The following is a 13,890-nucleotide window of genomic DNA, read 5'->3' as shown; positions in this document are numbered from 1 at the left end:
CGGGGCTTTTTGTTTGCCGGCATGATCAGAGGAAAATTCAGGACGGTGTGTGCCTTTTGCCGCTTGCCAGCGTCGAAACCCGGTCCCTATTCTCTAGGTACCTGGCCCTCTCGGGAACCCTGCATGAACTTCATCCAAAGCAACCTCAACAACCTGCTGGCCGTGGCTTGGTTCGCCCTATGCTGGGGAGGTTATACCCGCTATGCCATCTGGAAGGGCCGTGACACCGCATGCCTGGCCAGCGTGCTGCACCTGTACCGCGAAGACTGGATGCGCCGCATGCTGCTGCGCGACAACCGCATTGCCGATGCCAGCGTAATCGGTAACCTCGAGCGCAACGCGTCGTTCTTTGCGTCCAGTACCCTGATCATTCTCGCCGGTATCCTTACCGTGCTTGGAGCGTCCGACCGGGCGCTGTCGTTGCTGGCCGACTTGCCGCTGGTGCAGCAGACCTCTCAAGGCATGTCGGAGATCAAGTTGCTGTGCCTGGCCACGGTGTTTGTCTACGCCTTCTTCACCTTCAGCTGGTGTATGCGCCAATACAACTTCGCCGCCGTACTGGTGGGTTCGGCACCGATGATCGGCGAGCGGCTGGTCAATGAGCTGGAGCGCAAGGCATTCGCTTCACGGGCGGCTCGGGTATTGTCGTTGGCAGCTAACCAATTCAACCTGGGTTTGCGTTCGTATTACTTCGGCATGGCCATGTTGAGCTGGTTCATTAGCCCATGGCTGTTCATGGCCATGAGTGTCGGGGTAGTGCTTATTCTGTACCGGCGAGAGTTCCATTCGGATGTGCTGGATGTGATGGTGTTCACACCTACCGAAAGTGTCACCAACGAGCCGGTCAAAGAAAGTACCGCTGCCAGCAACTGAAACGATTAATCCAAATGTTGTAGATACAAAAAAACCCGACAAAGTCGGGTTTTTTTGTTTTAGCCAATTACTGCTTGGCAGGTTCGGCTGGAGTAGCTTCTGGTGCCGGGGTGGCTGGCGCGGCTTCTGGAGCCGGAGTAGCCGGAGCGGCTTCTTCGGCAGCCTTCTGCTCGGCTTCGGCCTGATCTTTGGCGGCTTCGGCGTTTTCCTTAGCGGCTTCGTTCATTTTATCCTGAGCTTCGCCCGCTTTTTCCTGGGCTTGCTCGGCGTGTTGCTGTGCGTCCTGGGCTTTGTCTTCGCTCGCTTTATCGCAAGCGGCCAGGCCCATGGCAGCAGCCAGCATCAGAGCAAAAGCAAAAGGTTTACGCATGGGGGTGTTTCTCCTTGGTGGAATAAGTGACTTGTTCCTTCGAGTGCAACTACGCGGAATAAGTTCCGCGAAGGTTACAGATATATAACGCCGTGTTCTATATAGACTTTTTAACGAATTTATGCCGCTGCAGCGCAGCCAGTGGGAAGCGCCAATGAGTGATTCAACCTTGATGGCCATGGCCGAGCGTTTTCTTTCGGCATTGAAACATTGTCAGCTGTTGCAGATGCGCGTGGCGCAAGCCGATGGCGATGGCATGACCCTGATCCTGCCCTGGTCACCGGCCATTGTCGGCAACCCGCAAACCGGCGCCGTGCATGGCGGTGCGCTGACCACACTGATGGACACCACCTGCGGTATGGCCACGCTGTGCGTGCTGCCGCGCTTCGAAGTGTGCCCGACGCTGGACCTGCGCATCGACTACATGCACCCGGCCGAGGCCGGCAAGGACATCTACGGCCACGCACAATGCTATCGGGTTACCCGAGACGTGATCTTCACCCGTGGCACCGCCTATCAGGATGACCCCGCACAGCCAATCTGCCAGGTGGTGGGTACGTTCATGCGCCTGGGCCAGGAGATCAAGGGTGGCATCCGTTTCGGCAACAGCCTGAAGGAGGGCGAGGCATGATTCCGCATGCGGTTCGTCAGCAACTGAACGCTGCCCATGCGGTGGGCGACTACAGGCCATTGCTGGCGCTGATTCCCTATGCCGGGCTGATCGGCATCGAATGTGAACGCCAGGGCGATGACTTGTTGTTCCGCCTGCCCGCCAGTGCGGACAACATCGGCAACCCGTTATTGCCGGCCATCCATGGCGGCGTGATCGCCGGCTTCATGGAGTTGTCGGCAGCGCTGTACCTGCTGATCTACAGCGAGAGCGCCAGCATTCCAAAGATCATCGACTTTTCCATCGACTACCTGCGCGCCGGGCATTTTCGTGACACTTACGCCCAGTGCCAACTGTGGCGCCAGGGCCGCCGAGTGACCAACGTGGCCATTACCGCCTGGCAAGGCGACAAGCAGACGCCGATTGCCACAGCCCGTGCGCATTTCAAGATCGAACCGGAAAAGCCCTTGAAATCATCTGGGCAGCCCCCATCTGAATGACATCCGCCGTTAACGCTGGCCGAACTGGCCGCCAGGCGCCAACTGTCATCAGATCGGAGTTTCGAAGACCATGACTGTGGAAACACAAAAGGAAACGTTGGGCTTCCAGACTGAGGTGAAGCAGCTGCTGCACCTCATGATTCACTCGTTGTACTCCAACAAGGAAATCTTCCTGCGGGAGCTGATTTCCAACGCCTCCGACGCCGCTGACAAGCTGCGGTTCGAAGCCCTGGCCAAGCCAGAGCTGCTCGAAGGCGACGCCGACCTGAAAATTCGCCTGAGCTTCGACAAGGACGCCGGTACCGTGACCCTCGAGGACAACGGCATCGGCATGAGCCGCGAAGACGTCATCGCCCACCTGGGTACCATCGCCAAGTCCGGCACCGCCGACTTCATGAAGAACCTCACCGGTGACCAGAAGAAGGACTCGCACCTGATCGGTCAGTTCGGCGTGGGCTTCTACTCCGCGTTCATCGTTGCCGACAAGGTTGACGTGTACAGCCGCCGTGCTGGCCAGCCAGCGGCCGAGGGTGTGCACTGGTCGTCGAAAGGCGAGGGCGAGTTCGAAGTCGCCACCATCGACAAGCCACAGCGCGGCACCCGCATCGTCCTGCACCTGAAGAAGGACGAACTGGAATTCGCTGATGGCTGGCGCCTGCGCAACGTGGTCAAGAAATACTCCGACCACATCGCTCTGCCGATCCAGTTGCCCAAAGAGCAGGCTGGCGCTGAAGGTGAAGAACAGCCGGCCGAAGAGTGGGAAACCGTCAACCGCGCCAGCGCCCTGTGGACCCGTTCGCGCACCGAGGTGAAGGACGAGGAGTACCAGGAGTTCTACAAGCACATCGGCCATGACTTCGAAAACCCGCTGGCCTGGAGCCACAACAAGGTCGAAGGCAAGCTCGAATACAACTCGCTGCTGTACGTGCCGGCCCGTGCGCCGTTCGACCTGTACCAGCGCGAAGCACCGCGCGGCCTGAAGCTGTACGTGCAGCGTGTGTTCATCATGGACCAGGCCGAGTCGTTCCTGCCGCTGTACCTGCGCTTCATCAAGGGTGTGGTCGATTCCAACGACCTGTCGCTGAACGTGTCGCGTGAAATCCTGCAGAAAGACCCGATCATCGATTCGATGAAGACCGCGCTCACCAAGCGCGTGCTGGACATGCTGGAGAAACTGGCGAAGAACGAACCCGAGCAGTACAAGGGCTTCTGGAAGAACTTCGGCCAAGTGTTGAAAGAAGGCCCGGCCGAAGACTTCGCCAACAAGGAGAAAATCGCCGGCCTGCTGCGCTTCGCTTCCACCCAGGACGACAGCGGCGAGCAGAGCGTCGCCCTGGCCGACTACCTGGCCCGTGCGAAGGAAGGCCAGGACAAGATCTACTACCTCACCGGCGAGTCGTACGCGCAGGTCAAGAACAGCCCGCACCTGGAAGTCTTCCGCAAGAAAGGCATCGAAGTGCTGCTGCTGACCGACCGTATCGACGAGTGGCTGATGAGCTACCTCAACGAATTCGACGGCAAGGCCTTCGTTGACATCGCCCGTGGCGATCTGGACCTGGGCAAGCTGGATTCGGAAGAAGACAAGAAAGCCCAGGAAGAAGTCGCCAAGGACAAGGAAGGCCTGGTCGAGCGCCTGAAAGGCGCGCTGGGTGACAGCGTGGCCGAAGTGCGCGTGTCGCACCGCCTGACCGACTCGCCGGCAATCCTGGCCATTGGCGAGCAGGACCTGGGCCTGCAGATGCGTCAGATTCTGGAAGCCAGCGGGCAGAAGGTGCCGGAGTCCAAGCCGATCTTCGAGTTCAACCCGAGCCACCCGCTGATCGAGAAGTTGGACAACGAGCAGAGCGAAGACCGCTTCGCCGAGCTGTCGCACATCCTGTTCGATCAGGCGGCCCTGGCGGCCGGTGACAGCCTGAAGGACCCGGCGGCGTACGTTCGTCGCCTGAACAAGCTGCTGGTCGAGCTGTCTGCTTGAGTTGATGCACAGGAAAGCCCGCTTCGGCGGGCTTTTTTCATGGTGAGCTAAGGAGTGCTTGATGAGCAAGGTAATCGTCGAATCGTTGGTTTATCACCTGTCCGGCAAAACCTATGAAAGCCGCCTGGTCTATGAGCCAGGTGCGCTGCCGAAGCCCGGCCTGGTGATGGCGCCGAACTGGATGGGCATTGGCGAAGGCGCGGAGCGTATCGCCAAGGAAGTGGCCGAGAAGGGCTACGTGGTGTTGATTGCCGACCTGTACGGTCAATCGGTGCGCCCGTCCAACGCCGACGAGGCGGGTGCGGCGATGATGCCGTTGAAGAATGATCGCAGCGAGCTGCGCAAGCGCATGCAGGAAGCCCTGGCGCAGTTGCTGGGGCAGTCGAAGGCGCTACTGGAGCCGGGCAAGGTCGCAACCTTCGGCTTTTGCTTCGGTGGCTGCTGTGCGCTGGAGCTGGCGCGTACCGGCGCCGACCTGCGTGCGGCGGTGTCGTTCCACGGCACCCTGGACACGCCGAACCCGGAGGATGCCAAGCGCATCAAGGGCTCGGTGCTGGTGCTGCATGGCGCTGCCGACCCATTGGTGCCGAAAGAGCAGCTGCCGGCGTTCGAGGACGAGATGAACGCCGCCAAAGTGGACTGGCAGTTGCTGAGCTATGGCGGGGCAGTGCACTCGTTCACCGACCCGAATGCCAATGTGCCGGGTAAGATGCAGTACGACCGCCGTACCTCGGAGCGGGCGTTCCGGTCGATGCATAACCTGCTGACGGAAGTGTTCCAGCGTTGAGATCGCAGGGGGCCGTAACGCGGCCCCCAACATTACCGTGGCAGCTCGATCCTGGAGGTTTCCCCGGGCACCACTGGCCAATCCCTCGCCGCCCAGCGTGCCCTGGCCTGCTCGATCAGCTCCGGGTCACTGGCCACGAAGTTCCAGTTCATCCGCCGTGGACCATCCAGCGGCTCCCCGCCAATCAGCACCAGCTGGCACTCACCCTCCGCGTACAGTGTCACGTCTTCGCCCTCTGGCAGTACCACCAGGCTGCACGGCTCCACGTCCGCGTCGTTCATCTGCAACTCGCCATCCAGCAGGTACAGTGCTCGCTGCGCATGCTCGGTGGGTATCGGCAAGGTGGTTGCCGGCTGCATCCGTACATGGGCATAAAGGGTAGGGGAGAGCACCGGCACCGGTGACTCCAGGCAGAACCCGCTGCCTGCAATCATGCAGATGCGCACCCCCAGGCTGTCACTGACGGGCAGGCTCGCGGCCGGGTGATGGCTGTAGCTTGCCGGGCCTTGCTCATGCTCGCGCGGCGATGCCAGCCATACCTGCAGCCCATGCAGGCGCGAACCATGGGCCAGGGCATCTTCTGGGGTGCGCTCGACGTGGGCCACGCCGCTGCCTGCGGTCATCCAGCTGACATCACCCGGCAGCACACGCTGTGCCGAGCCGAGGCTGTCCTTGTGCAGGATCGCCCCTTCAAACAGGTAGGTCAGGGTCGACAAGCCGATATGCGGGTGTTGGCGGATGTCCATGCCATGCCCGGCGGCATAGTCGGTTTCGAGCATATGGTCGAAGAACACGAACGGGCCGACGCTGCGGCACTGGGCCGAAGGCAGCGGGCGCAGGATCGGCTGGCCCTCGACCGATTCGGCGCGCGGGCGGATGATCAGGGGGCTGCTCATGGGGTGTGTTCCAGGCGAGGTGAGTGTGCACCCAGCATAGCGGTTTGCCTGCTTCGGCTGAACCGTCTCGTTTGCCGGCCGGTCTACTGTTTTCGTATTTGTAGAAGGAAGCAGCCCATGATTGCCAGAGCGCTGGCCTGCGTAATGTTGTCTGCCTCGCTTTGCCAGGCGGCACACGCGCGCGACTACCGCTACAGCGACGCCCACCTGCACTACGTCGACTTCTTTCAGGAAAGCGAAGGCATGCCGGCGTTGCTCAAGGCCATGGACGCCGCAGGCATCGAGCAGTCGATGATTTCCGGCATTCCAGTGGCCAAGAAATGGCACGAAGACGAACCCAAGCGCCCACGCTATTACGCCGGTGACGACGCCGATGCCTATTGGTACAGCGCCACCGACACCTATGTGGCAGCGGCCCTGGAGCAGTTGCCGATTGAGCAACGAAAACGCTTTCATCCGTTTTTGACCGGCTTCAACCCGGTGGACAAGAACGCTGTCAGCCACATCGAGCGCATGCTCGAAATGAACCCGGGGTTATGGCAGGGCATTGGCGAGGTGTTCACCCGCCACGATGACCTGACCGCGCTGACCAGTGGCGACACACCGCGCGCCAACAACGAGGCCATGACGCGTATCTACCATCTGGCGGCCGAGCGTGACCTGCCGGTGCTCCTGCATTCCAACATCACCTCCAAGCGCGAGCGCAACCCGCTGTACCTGGCGGAGATTGAAGAGCCACTGCTCAATCACCCGCATACACGGTTCATCTGGGCGCATGCGGGCAGCAGCATGGAGATACACCGCCACCAGACGCAGATGGGTTTTCTGTTGCCGGTGCTCACGCGATTGCTGGAGGACTACCCGAACTTGTATGTCGACCTGTCGTGGAGTGTGCTGCAGCCTTATCTGCTGGATGACAAAGGCGTGCCGCGCAAGGAATGGCTGGCGCTGGTCAAGCGCTATCCAGAGCGGTTCATGCTGGGGTCGGATGTGGTGGGGCGGTTTGGCAGCCTGGGTGAGCAGATGCACGGGTTCAAGCCGTTTCTGGATGCCTTGCCGATAGAGGTGGCCAACAAAGTGGCCCGCGATAACTTTCTGGCTGTACTGCCCAGGCAGAAATAAGTGCGACAGGTTAAAAATAAAAACGCCCCGAACCAGTCGGGGCGTTTTCATTTACCGCATTAGCGTCTTACTTGCCTTCCCAGCGCTTGAGCACCAGGGTGGCGTTTGTGCCACCGAAGCCGAAGCTGTTGCTCATGACCGTGTCGATCTTGGCGTTTTCTTCGGTGTTACGCAGGATTGGCAGGTCGGCGACCTCTGGGTCCAGCTCATCGATGTTGGCGGAGCCGGCGATGAAGTTGTTTTCCATCATCAGCAGGCAGTAGATCGCCTCGTGCACGCCGGCGGCGCCCAGCGAGTGGCCCGACAGGCTCTTGGTCGAGCTGATCTTCGGTGCCTTGTCGCCGAACACGGCGCGAACACCTTTGATCTCGGCCACGTCACCGACCGGAGTCGAAGTACCGTGGGTGTTCAGGTAGTCGATCGGGGTGTCGACGGTAGCCAGCGCCTGCTGCATGCAGCGGATGGCACCTTCGCCGCTCGGGGCAACCATGTCATAGCCGTCGGAAGTTGCACCGTAGCCAACGATTTCGGCGTAGATCTTGGCGCCACGGGCCAGGGCGTGTTCCAGCTCCTCGACCACCACCATGCCGCCGCCACCTGCGATGACGAAGCCATCACGGTCGGCGTCATAGGCGCGCGAGGCCAGTTCCGGGGTTTCGTTGCGTTTGGTCGACAGGGCGCCCATGGCATCGAACAGGAACGACTGGCTCCAGTGCTCTTCTTCACCACCACCGGCGAAGACGATGTCTTGCTTGCCCCACTGGATCTGCTCCAGGGCGGTGCCGATGCAGTGTGCCGAAGTGGCGCAGGCCGACGAGATCGAGTAGTTCAGGCCCTTGATCTTGAACGGAGTGGCCAGGCACGCCGAAACGGTGCTGCCCATGGTGCGGGTAACGCGGTACGGGCCGACGCGCTTGACGCCTTTCTCGCGCAGGGTGTCCAGCGCTTCCATCTGGTTCAGGGTCGAGGCGCCGCCGGAGCCAGCCACCAGGCCAGTGCGCGGGTTGGAAACCTGCTCTTCGGTCAGGCCAGCGTCCTTGATCGCGTCCTGCATCGCCAGATAGGCGTAGGCCGCGGCGTGGCCGACGAAGCGGTAGACCTTGCGGTCGATCAGTTCTTCGAGGTTGAGGTCGATGGACCCGGAAACCTGGCTGCGCAGCCCCATTTCCTTGTATTCCGGGTTGAAACGGATACCCGGACGGCTGTTACGCAGGTTTTCGGTGACGGTCTCTTTGTCATTGCCCAGGCACGATACGATGCCCAGACCAGTGATAACGACGCGGCGCATGCGAATAACCCTTAGAAATTGTCAGTGGAGGTGAACACGCCGACCCGCAGGCCTTCGGCAGTGTAGATCTCGCGGCCGTCGACGCTGACCGAGCCATCGGCGATGGCCATGTTCAGCTTGCCCTTCAGGACGCGCTTGATGTGAATGTTGTAGGTGACTTTCTTGGCGCTAGGCAATACCTGGCCAAAGAACTTCACTTCGCCCGAACCCAGCGCGCGGCCACGGCCTGGCAGACCCTGCCAGCCCAGGAAGAAGCCGACCAGCTGCCACATGGCGTCGAGGCCCAGGCAGCCCGGCATGACCGGATCGCCTTCGAAATGGCAGGCGAAGAACCACAGGTCCGGGGTGATATCCAGCTCGGCGACCAATTCACCTTTGCCGTACTTGCCGCCTTCTTCGCTGATATGGGTGATGCGATCGACCATCAGCATGTTCGGCGCGGGCAGTTGCGCATTACCTGGGCCGAACAGCTCACCGCGACTGCAGCGCAGCAGGTCTTCCCGAGTAAAGGCGTGTTGTTTGGTCATGCGAGCTCCTCAATAACCCCCTGTGGCAGGGGATGAATCTTCCCGGCCGGCCCGAAAACCAATGGCTTCGAGACGGCAGCCTACAGGTAGACTATTGCGTTGTGGTGAAAGTCACAGCGCACCTGCCGAAAGAAGTACAGGTGTGCACTGAAACGTCTATTTTCAGGTCCGATGAAGGTCCTGTCCAGTGTTTAAGACTGCCGCACTTTAGCATTTATCGCCAGTCGCGGTTGTCCGACCGGGTAACCAGCGCTGCAGCACCCGCTGCAGTTCGGTGCGGCGCAAGGGTTTGCTCAGGTAGTCGTCCATGCCAGCGGCCATGCAACGCTCGCGGTCGCCCTGCAAGGCGTTGGCGGTCAGGGCGATGATCGGTAGCCCGGCGCCGTTGGGCAACTGACGGATGCGCCGGGTGGCTTCATAGCCGTCCAGGTGCGGCAGGCGGCAATCCATCAGCACGGCGGCGAAGCGCTGCTGGCCAACCAGGTCGACCGCCTCAAGGCCATCCTCGGCCGTGCATACCGCAAGCCCCAGGCTGCGCAGCATGGCCTCGATGACGCTTTGGTTGACCGGGTTGTCCTCTACCAGCAGTACCTGATCATTGTCGGGCACTATCGTTGGCGCAGTGGTGGGCGGCTTCAGTGGGACGGGGGCAGGGGTGGCGAGGGCCAGTGGCATTTCCAGGGTGAAAGTCGACCCCAGGCCCTCACGGCTTTCACCGCGCAGCTTGCCGCCCATGCGCTCGGCCAAGGTGCGGGCGATCGAAAGCCCCAGCCCGGTGCCGCCATAACGGCGGGAAATCGAGCTGTCGGCCTGCTGGAAAGCGATGAACATCATTTCCAGGCGGTCGCTGTCGATGCCGATGCCGGTGTCGCGCACGCTGCAGGTCAGCCAGATCAGTTGCCGATCGAGTACCTGCCAACGTGCTTCGACCTGTACCTGCCCGCGTTCTGTGAATTTCAGGGCGTTGCCTATCAGGTTCAGCAGGATCTGGCGGATGCGCGTGGGGTCGCCGTTCACCTGCAGTTGCTCGAAGCCGGCCGGCAGTTCCAGGTGCAGGCCCAGGCCGCGCTGCTGGGCGCTGTGCTGGAACGACTGGACACTGCTGGTGATCAACTCGCCGAGATTGAAGTCGATGTGCTCCAGTTGCAGCGCGGCGCGCTCGATACGCGAAAAGTCGAGGATGTCGTTGATGACCTTCAGCAAATGCCCGGTGGACTCGCTGGCCACTGCCGTGTAATCGGCCTGCTCGCTGCTCAGCGGTGTGGTTTCCAGCAACTGCAGCATGCCTAGCACGCCATTCATCGGTGTGCGCAGTTCATGGCTCATCATGGCCAGGAAGTCCGATTTCGCGCGGTTGGCCTGTTCAGCCTCCTCGCGAGCCTGGATCAATTCGGCAATGGCCTGCTTCTGTTCATCGCTGGCCTGTTCCAGGGCGCTGGCCAGGTTGTTGATGTGACGCGCCAGGTGGCCCAGTTCGCTGTCGTCCACCACCGGCAAGGGGGTGTTGTACTCGCCCTGCTGAATGGCCTTGACCGCATGCCCCATGTCGCTGATCGGCTTGGCCAGGCTCAGGGCCAGGCGGCGAGCCAGCAAAAAGGTGAACAGCAGGGCGAACAGTGCAAGGATCCCGGCCTTGATCACGATTTCCTGTTGCCGCTGGCTGAAGGCATCATCGGACATGCCGACTATCACCCGGCCCAGGTAGTCGTCACCAATGGCCGGGGTGGTGGCCTTGCCCTGTTGCAGGAAATCGTTGTCCAGGCGGATCTGTTGCAGGCGGATGGGCGCCTGGAACACTTCTACCTGTTGTGCGCGGTTGGCGCTTTCGTCGGACTGCTCCACGTACACGAGGATGTGGTTGCGGCTGTCCTGCACTTCCAGAAAACGCACATGCGGGATGCTGAGGGTGGCGCGCATCAGCCCTTCAAGTACTTCGTTGTTGCCCGAAATCACCCCGTACTCCGACGCCGGTGCCAACTGGTTGGCGATCAGTTGCCCGGTGTGGTTGAGTTCCTGGCGCAGGTCCTGGATACGCACGAAGGTAAAGAAGCTGATCAACAGCAAGGTCAGCAGCAGGGCAGGGCCGAGGCTGATGATCTGGGTGCGGGTATGAATGTCCCAGCTCAAGCGCTTGGTCATGGGGTGGGGTCTCCTGCGGCCAGGGCCTTGGCGGCGGCGTTCGGATCGATCGGTTCAAGGCCCAGGGCGCGGGCCACCTGCTGGTTGCCACTGACGCCATAGCGTGTCGGGTACAGGCTGCGCGGCCAGCGCGCAGGCGGCAGATCGAGCAACTGGTCGAGCTCCGCCAGCCAGTCGTCCTGATCGCTGTAGGTGCTGGCCAGGGCGCCGGCGCGAACAAAACCGGCGTTCGGCCCGATCAGGGCCATCTGTCGACCATAGCTGCTCAGCAGCAGGTTCTTCGCGGTCTTGGAGTTGTACAGGTTGGGGTCGTCCAGGCCCAGCAGCACATCGCTGCTACCCAGCAGATGCTGCAGCGGCCGGCTGTCACGCGGGTCGGACCAGTTCTGGGCGATGATCTCCAGGCCCAGGGGGCGTGCGGCATGGCGCAACTCGTCGAGCAGAAAACTGCTGTGCTCACCGTACAACACCCCAATGCGCTGGGCCTGCGGCAGCAGGTAGCGCGTCAGGCGCAATTGCCGGCCCAACGGCGCGTCACTCCACAGCAAGGTGAGAAACGCGGGGCGCGACTTTCCCAGGCGCTGTTCAGCCTGTACCCGGCTGACCCGCATGGCCAGGGCCGGTGGGCCGGCGGTTTCGCCCAGCCGCCACTCCAGTGCGGAGCTGTCGAGCAGGATCAAACGCTGGTCGGCTTTGAGCTTGCTCGGGCGCGGCAGGTCGGCTGTGGTCTGGAAATGCACATGATCGTGGGGCCGACGGCTTTCCAGCGCGGCGACGAAACTGCGGATACCGGGCTGGTCCTCAGCCCCCACCAGCAGGATTTCACTGGCCGACAGTGGCCCCAGCGGCCACAGGCACAGCAGCAACAGGCGCAGCAACAGGGCCATCAGAACTCCAGCTCCGCGCTGACGCTCAGGCGGTGGCGGCTGTCGAAGCGGTTCTGGACTGCCGTGGTTGGCTCGTCGTCCAGGCGCTGCTGCCACAGCGCTGCCAGCTCCAGGTTGCTGCCAACCACTCGAAAGCGCTTGGCCAGGCGTAGGTCCAGGCGTTCATAGCGGTACTGGTTGAGAGCATCGTCGCCGTAGTAGAACAGTGCACTCGACCAGCCGGCACCCCATTCGCGCATCCACCCGGCCGAGCCGCTGTTGTGGGCGCTGAGGCGGCGGTCGTCGGGGTTGCTGGCCCAGGCATCGACGTAGGCGTAGGTCAGGCGCAGGCGGTCGCGCAGGGTCGGGCGCCAATCCAATTGTGCCTCGCTGCCGCTGAACCGGGCCTTGTTGGCGTTGCTGGCGATGTACTGGTTGTTCTTCAGCGGTTCACTGATCATGCCGGTGATCTCGTCGTAGAACAGCTTCACATCCATGTTCAAGCCAATGTCGCTGAAAAAGCCGTTGTAGCCCAGCTCGCGCGAGCGCATGCGTTCCTGGTCGAGGTCGCCGGGGCCACGGGTCTTGACGAAGTATTCACCGTGCTGCTGGCCGAACGCGTTGGTGCTGAGGTTCTTGACCGTGTAGCTCCAGTTGACGTTGTTCTCGAACATGTCGGGCGAGCGCACTGCCTCGGAATACACCGCACGCAGGCCATGGCGTGGGGTGATCAGGTAGTTGACCGCGACACGTGGCGTCAGCGAGCTGCCAGACAGGCGCGAGTCTTCGAACATGGCCCCGCCCTGAAGGATCCAGTGCTCGTCGGCGCGCCACTCCAGCTGGCCGAACAGGCGCCAGGTCTGGTCGTCGAGGCTGCCGTTGAAGTAGGTCTGCGAGTCGGCACGGTCATAGCGGTAGTTCATGCCACTGAGCAGGCGAAGGCTGTCGGTCAGGCTCAGGGTATCCTGGATCTCCAGGTCGTAGCGGGTTTCGCGGGTGCTCTGGTCGACATCGCCGCAGACCGGCTGGTTGCCGCCGGCCTTCCATTGCTCCTGCACTTTGTTCGAGAGGGCACTCAACACCGGGTCGCTGGTCGTTGGCAGGTCGCCCAGGGCGACACCGCGCGCTACTTTTTCGGCAAAGTCGGGGTTCATTTGCCAGAGCTGGGTCAGTTCGGCGCTGAACGATTCCAAGGCATCACAGGCGCGCCATACCTGCTGGCGATCGAAATGCTGCGCCGAACCCTGAATATAGAGGCTGTGCTCGGAGCTGAAATCCTTGGTCCAGCGCAACGAGCCGGCATAGTCCTTGGCATTGACGTCTGCGTTGTTGCCTGCCTCGTACTTGGCGAACACCGGCTGATAGGTATAAGGCCGCTGGTTGCTACCTTCCTTTGCCGCCAGTTGCCATTCCAGGGTCTGGTCAACCGCCAGGTTGTGGCTGGCACTGAGGTTGAAGCGGGTCAGGCGGCGGCTGTCGCGGTAGTCCTGGCCGAACTGGTTTTCATCGAAGCCGTCGTCTTGCTGGCCCGACACCGACAGGCGCATGTCACCGCCGTCCCAGCCAAAGCCGTGGCTGGCGTAGAAATCGTTGATGCCATCCTGGCCGCGGGTCACCTTCAGCCGCGTGCCATGGCTGTCGGCGGGGTTGCGGGTGAGGATGTTCACCACCGCCATCAGGGCGTTGGCGCCGTAGCTGACGGTGTTTGGGCCGCGGAACACCTCGATGCGCTCGATATCCTCCATGGCCAGGGGAATGTCGCTCCAGTCAACCGTGGCCAGGCCTGCGCGGTACACCGAGCGGCCATCGATCAAAACCTGCATGCGGCGTGCGTCGTTGACGTTGCTGCCGTGGTAGTTGACCGTGGGCTGGTTGCCGGCACCGTAGCCGATCATCATGCCGGGTACCAGGCGCAGCAGCTCAGGGATGTCACGGGC

Annotated in this window: 13 protein-coding genes; 6 read left to right on the top strand and 7 right to left on the bottom strand. The window is 61.7% G+C overall.

Annotated elements, in window-relative coordinates:
* Positions 1 to 123 precede the first annotated feature (123 nt).
* Positions 124 to 873, top strand: a complete 750-nt coding sequence (locus APH42_RS16965; protein WP_012273349.1) for a DUF599 domain-containing protein — start codon at positions 124 to 126, stop codon at positions 871 to 873.
* 67 nt (positions 874 to 940) lie between these two features.
* Here the strand turns inward: APH42_RS16965 and APH42_RS16960 are convergent, their stop codons facing one another.
* Complete coding sequence (locus APH42_RS16960; RefSeq protein WP_012273348.1) at positions 941 to 1,243, bottom strand: hypothetical protein; 303 nt, start codon at positions 1,241 to 1,243, stop codon at positions 941 to 943.
* 154 nt (positions 1,244 to 1,397) lie between these two features.
* Between APH42_RS16960 and APH42_RS16955 the strand changes: the two genes are divergently transcribed.
* The 4 genes from APH42_RS16955 (at position 1,398) to APH42_RS16940 (ending at position 5,115) form a co-directional block, all read left to right on the top strand.
* On the top strand, positions 1,398 to 1,874 hold the full coding sequence (locus tag APH42_RS16955; RefSeq protein WP_012273347.1) for a PaaI family thioesterase: 477 nt from the start codon (positions 1,398 to 1,400) through the stop codon (positions 1,872 to 1,874).
* Positions 1,871 to 2,353, top strand: a complete 483-nt coding sequence (locus APH42_RS16950) for a PaaI family thioesterase (RefSeq protein WP_012273346.1) — start codon at positions 1,871 to 1,873, stop codon at positions 2,351 to 2,353. The genes APH42_RS16955 and APH42_RS16950 overlap by 4 nt, the downstream gene beginning before the upstream one ends.
* 70 nt (positions 2,354 to 2,423) lie before the next feature.
* Positions 2,424 to 4,328 (top strand): molecular chaperone HtpG, encoded by a 1,905-nt coding sequence (gene htpG, locus APH42_RS16945; RefSeq protein ID WP_012273345.1) that lies wholly within the window; start codon positions 2,424 to 2,426, stop codon positions 4,326 to 4,328.
* 61 nt (positions 4,329 to 4,389) lie between these two features.
* Positions 4,390 to 5,115 carry a dienelactone hydrolase family protein gene (locus tag APH42_RS16940; RefSeq protein ID WP_012273344.1) on the top strand — a complete coding sequence of 242 codons (726 nt, stop codon included), beginning with the start codon at positions 4,390 to 4,392 and terminating at the stop codon, positions 5,113 to 5,115.
* A 32-nt stretch (positions 5,116 to 5,147) separates the two neighbouring features.
* Here the strand turns inward: APH42_RS16940 and APH42_RS16935 are convergent, their stop codons facing one another.
* Entirely contained in the window at positions 5,148 to 6,011 is an 864-nt protein-coding gene (locus APH42_RS16935) for a pirin family protein (protein ID WP_060493835.1), read from the bottom strand.
* A 117-nt stretch (positions 6,012 to 6,128) separates the two neighbouring features.
* Here APH42_RS16935 and APH42_RS16930 point away from each other — a divergent pair, with 117 nt between their 5' ends.
* A complete protein-coding gene (locus APH42_RS16930; RefSeq protein ID WP_060493834.1) occupies positions 6,129 to 7,133 on the top strand; it encodes an amidohydrolase family protein in 1,005 nt (334 codons plus the stop codon).
* 67 nt (positions 7,134 to 7,200) lie between these two features.
* Here the strand turns inward: APH42_RS16930 and fabB are convergent, their stop codons facing one another.
* From fabB to APH42_RS16905, 5 genes are all read right to left on the bottom strand, one after another.
* Positions 7,201 to 8,421: a beta-ketoacyl-ACP synthase I gene (gene fabB / locus APH42_RS16925; protein ID WP_012273341.1), complete on the bottom strand. Its 1,221-nt coding sequence runs from the start codon at positions 8,419 to 8,421 to the stop codon at positions 7,201 to 7,203.
* 11 nt (positions 8,422 to 8,432) lie between these two features.
* A complete protein-coding gene (fabA, locus tag APH42_RS16920; protein WP_012273340.1) occupies positions 8,433 to 8,948 on the bottom strand; it encodes a 3-hydroxyacyl-[acyl-carrier-protein] dehydratase FabA in 516 nt (171 codons plus the stop codon).
* A gap of 207 nt (positions 8,949 to 9,155) precedes the next feature.
* Positions 9,156 to 11,087 (bottom strand): ATP-binding protein, encoded by a 1,932-nt coding sequence (locus tag APH42_RS16915; RefSeq protein ID WP_012273339.1) that lies wholly within the window; start codon positions 11,085 to 11,087, stop codon positions 9,156 to 9,158.
* A complete protein-coding gene (locus tag APH42_RS16910; protein WP_060493833.1) occupies positions 11,084 to 11,974 on the bottom strand; it encodes a hypothetical protein in 891 nt (296 codons plus the stop codon). Before APH42_RS16910 ends, APH42_RS16915 begins: the two co-directional genes overlap by 4 nt.
* The coding region (locus tag APH42_RS16905) for a TonB-dependent siderophore receptor (RefSeq protein ID WP_060493832.1) at positions 11,974 to 13,890 on the bottom strand (1,917 nt) is incomplete at its 5' end. The genes APH42_RS16910 and APH42_RS16905, both read right to left, overlap by 1 nt.

The sequence above is a fragment of the Pseudomonas sp. NBRC 111140 genome (assembly GCF_001320885.1).
Lineage (GTDB): Bacteria > Pseudomonadota > Gammaproteobacteria > Pseudomonadales > Pseudomonadaceae > Aquipseudomonas > Aquipseudomonas putida_P.
This window is presented reverse-complemented; position numbering and strand designations above follow the sequence as displayed.

Bases quoted from the DNA above. Each gene is read 5' to 3' on its own strand.
- APH42_RS16950 (WP_012273346.1), top strand. From the start codon at position 1,871: ATGATTCCGCATGCGGTTCGTCAGCAACTGAACGCTGCCCATGCGGTG.
- fabB (WP_012273341.1), bottom strand. From the start codon at position 8,421: ATGCGCCGCGTCGTTATCACTGGTCTGGGCATCGTATCGTGCCTGGGC.
- APH42_RS16915 (WP_012273339.1), bottom strand. From the start codon at position 11,087: ATGACCAAGCGCTTGAGCTGGGACATTCATACCCGCACCCAGATCATC.
- APH42_RS16935 (WP_060493835.1), bottom strand. From the start codon at position 6,011: ATGAGCAGCCCCCTGATCATCCGCCCGCGCGCCGAATCGGTCGAGGGC.
- APH42_RS16910 (WP_060493833.1), bottom strand. From the start codon at position 11,974: ATGGCCCTGTTGCTGCGCCTGTTGCTGCTGTGCCTGTGGCCGCTGGGG.
- fabA (WP_012273340.1), bottom strand. From the start codon at position 8,948: ATGACCAAACAACACGCCTTTACTCGGGAAGACCTGCTGCGCTGCAGT.
- APH42_RS16965 (WP_012273349.1), top strand. From the start codon at position 124: ATGAACTTCATCCAAAGCAACCTCAACAACCTGCTGGCCGTGGCTTGG.
- APH42_RS16955 (WP_012273347.1), top strand. From the start codon at position 1,398: ATGAGTGATTCAACCTTGATGGCCATGGCCGAGCGTTTTCTTTCGGCA.
- htpG (WP_012273345.1), top strand. From the start codon at position 2,424: ATGACTGTGGAAACACAAAAGGAAACGTTGGGCTTCCAGACTGAGGTG.
- APH42_RS16930 (WP_060493834.1), top strand. From the start codon at position 6,129: ATGATTGCCAGAGCGCTGGCCTGCGTAATGTTGTCTGCCTCGCTTTGC.
- APH42_RS16960 (WP_012273348.1), bottom strand. From the start codon at position 1,243: ATGCGTAAACCTTTTGCTTTTGCTCTGATGCTGGCTGCTGCCATGGGC.
- APH42_RS16940 (WP_012273344.1), top strand. From the start codon at position 4,390: ATGAGCAAGGTAATCGTCGAATCGTTGGTTTATCACCTGTCCGGCAAA.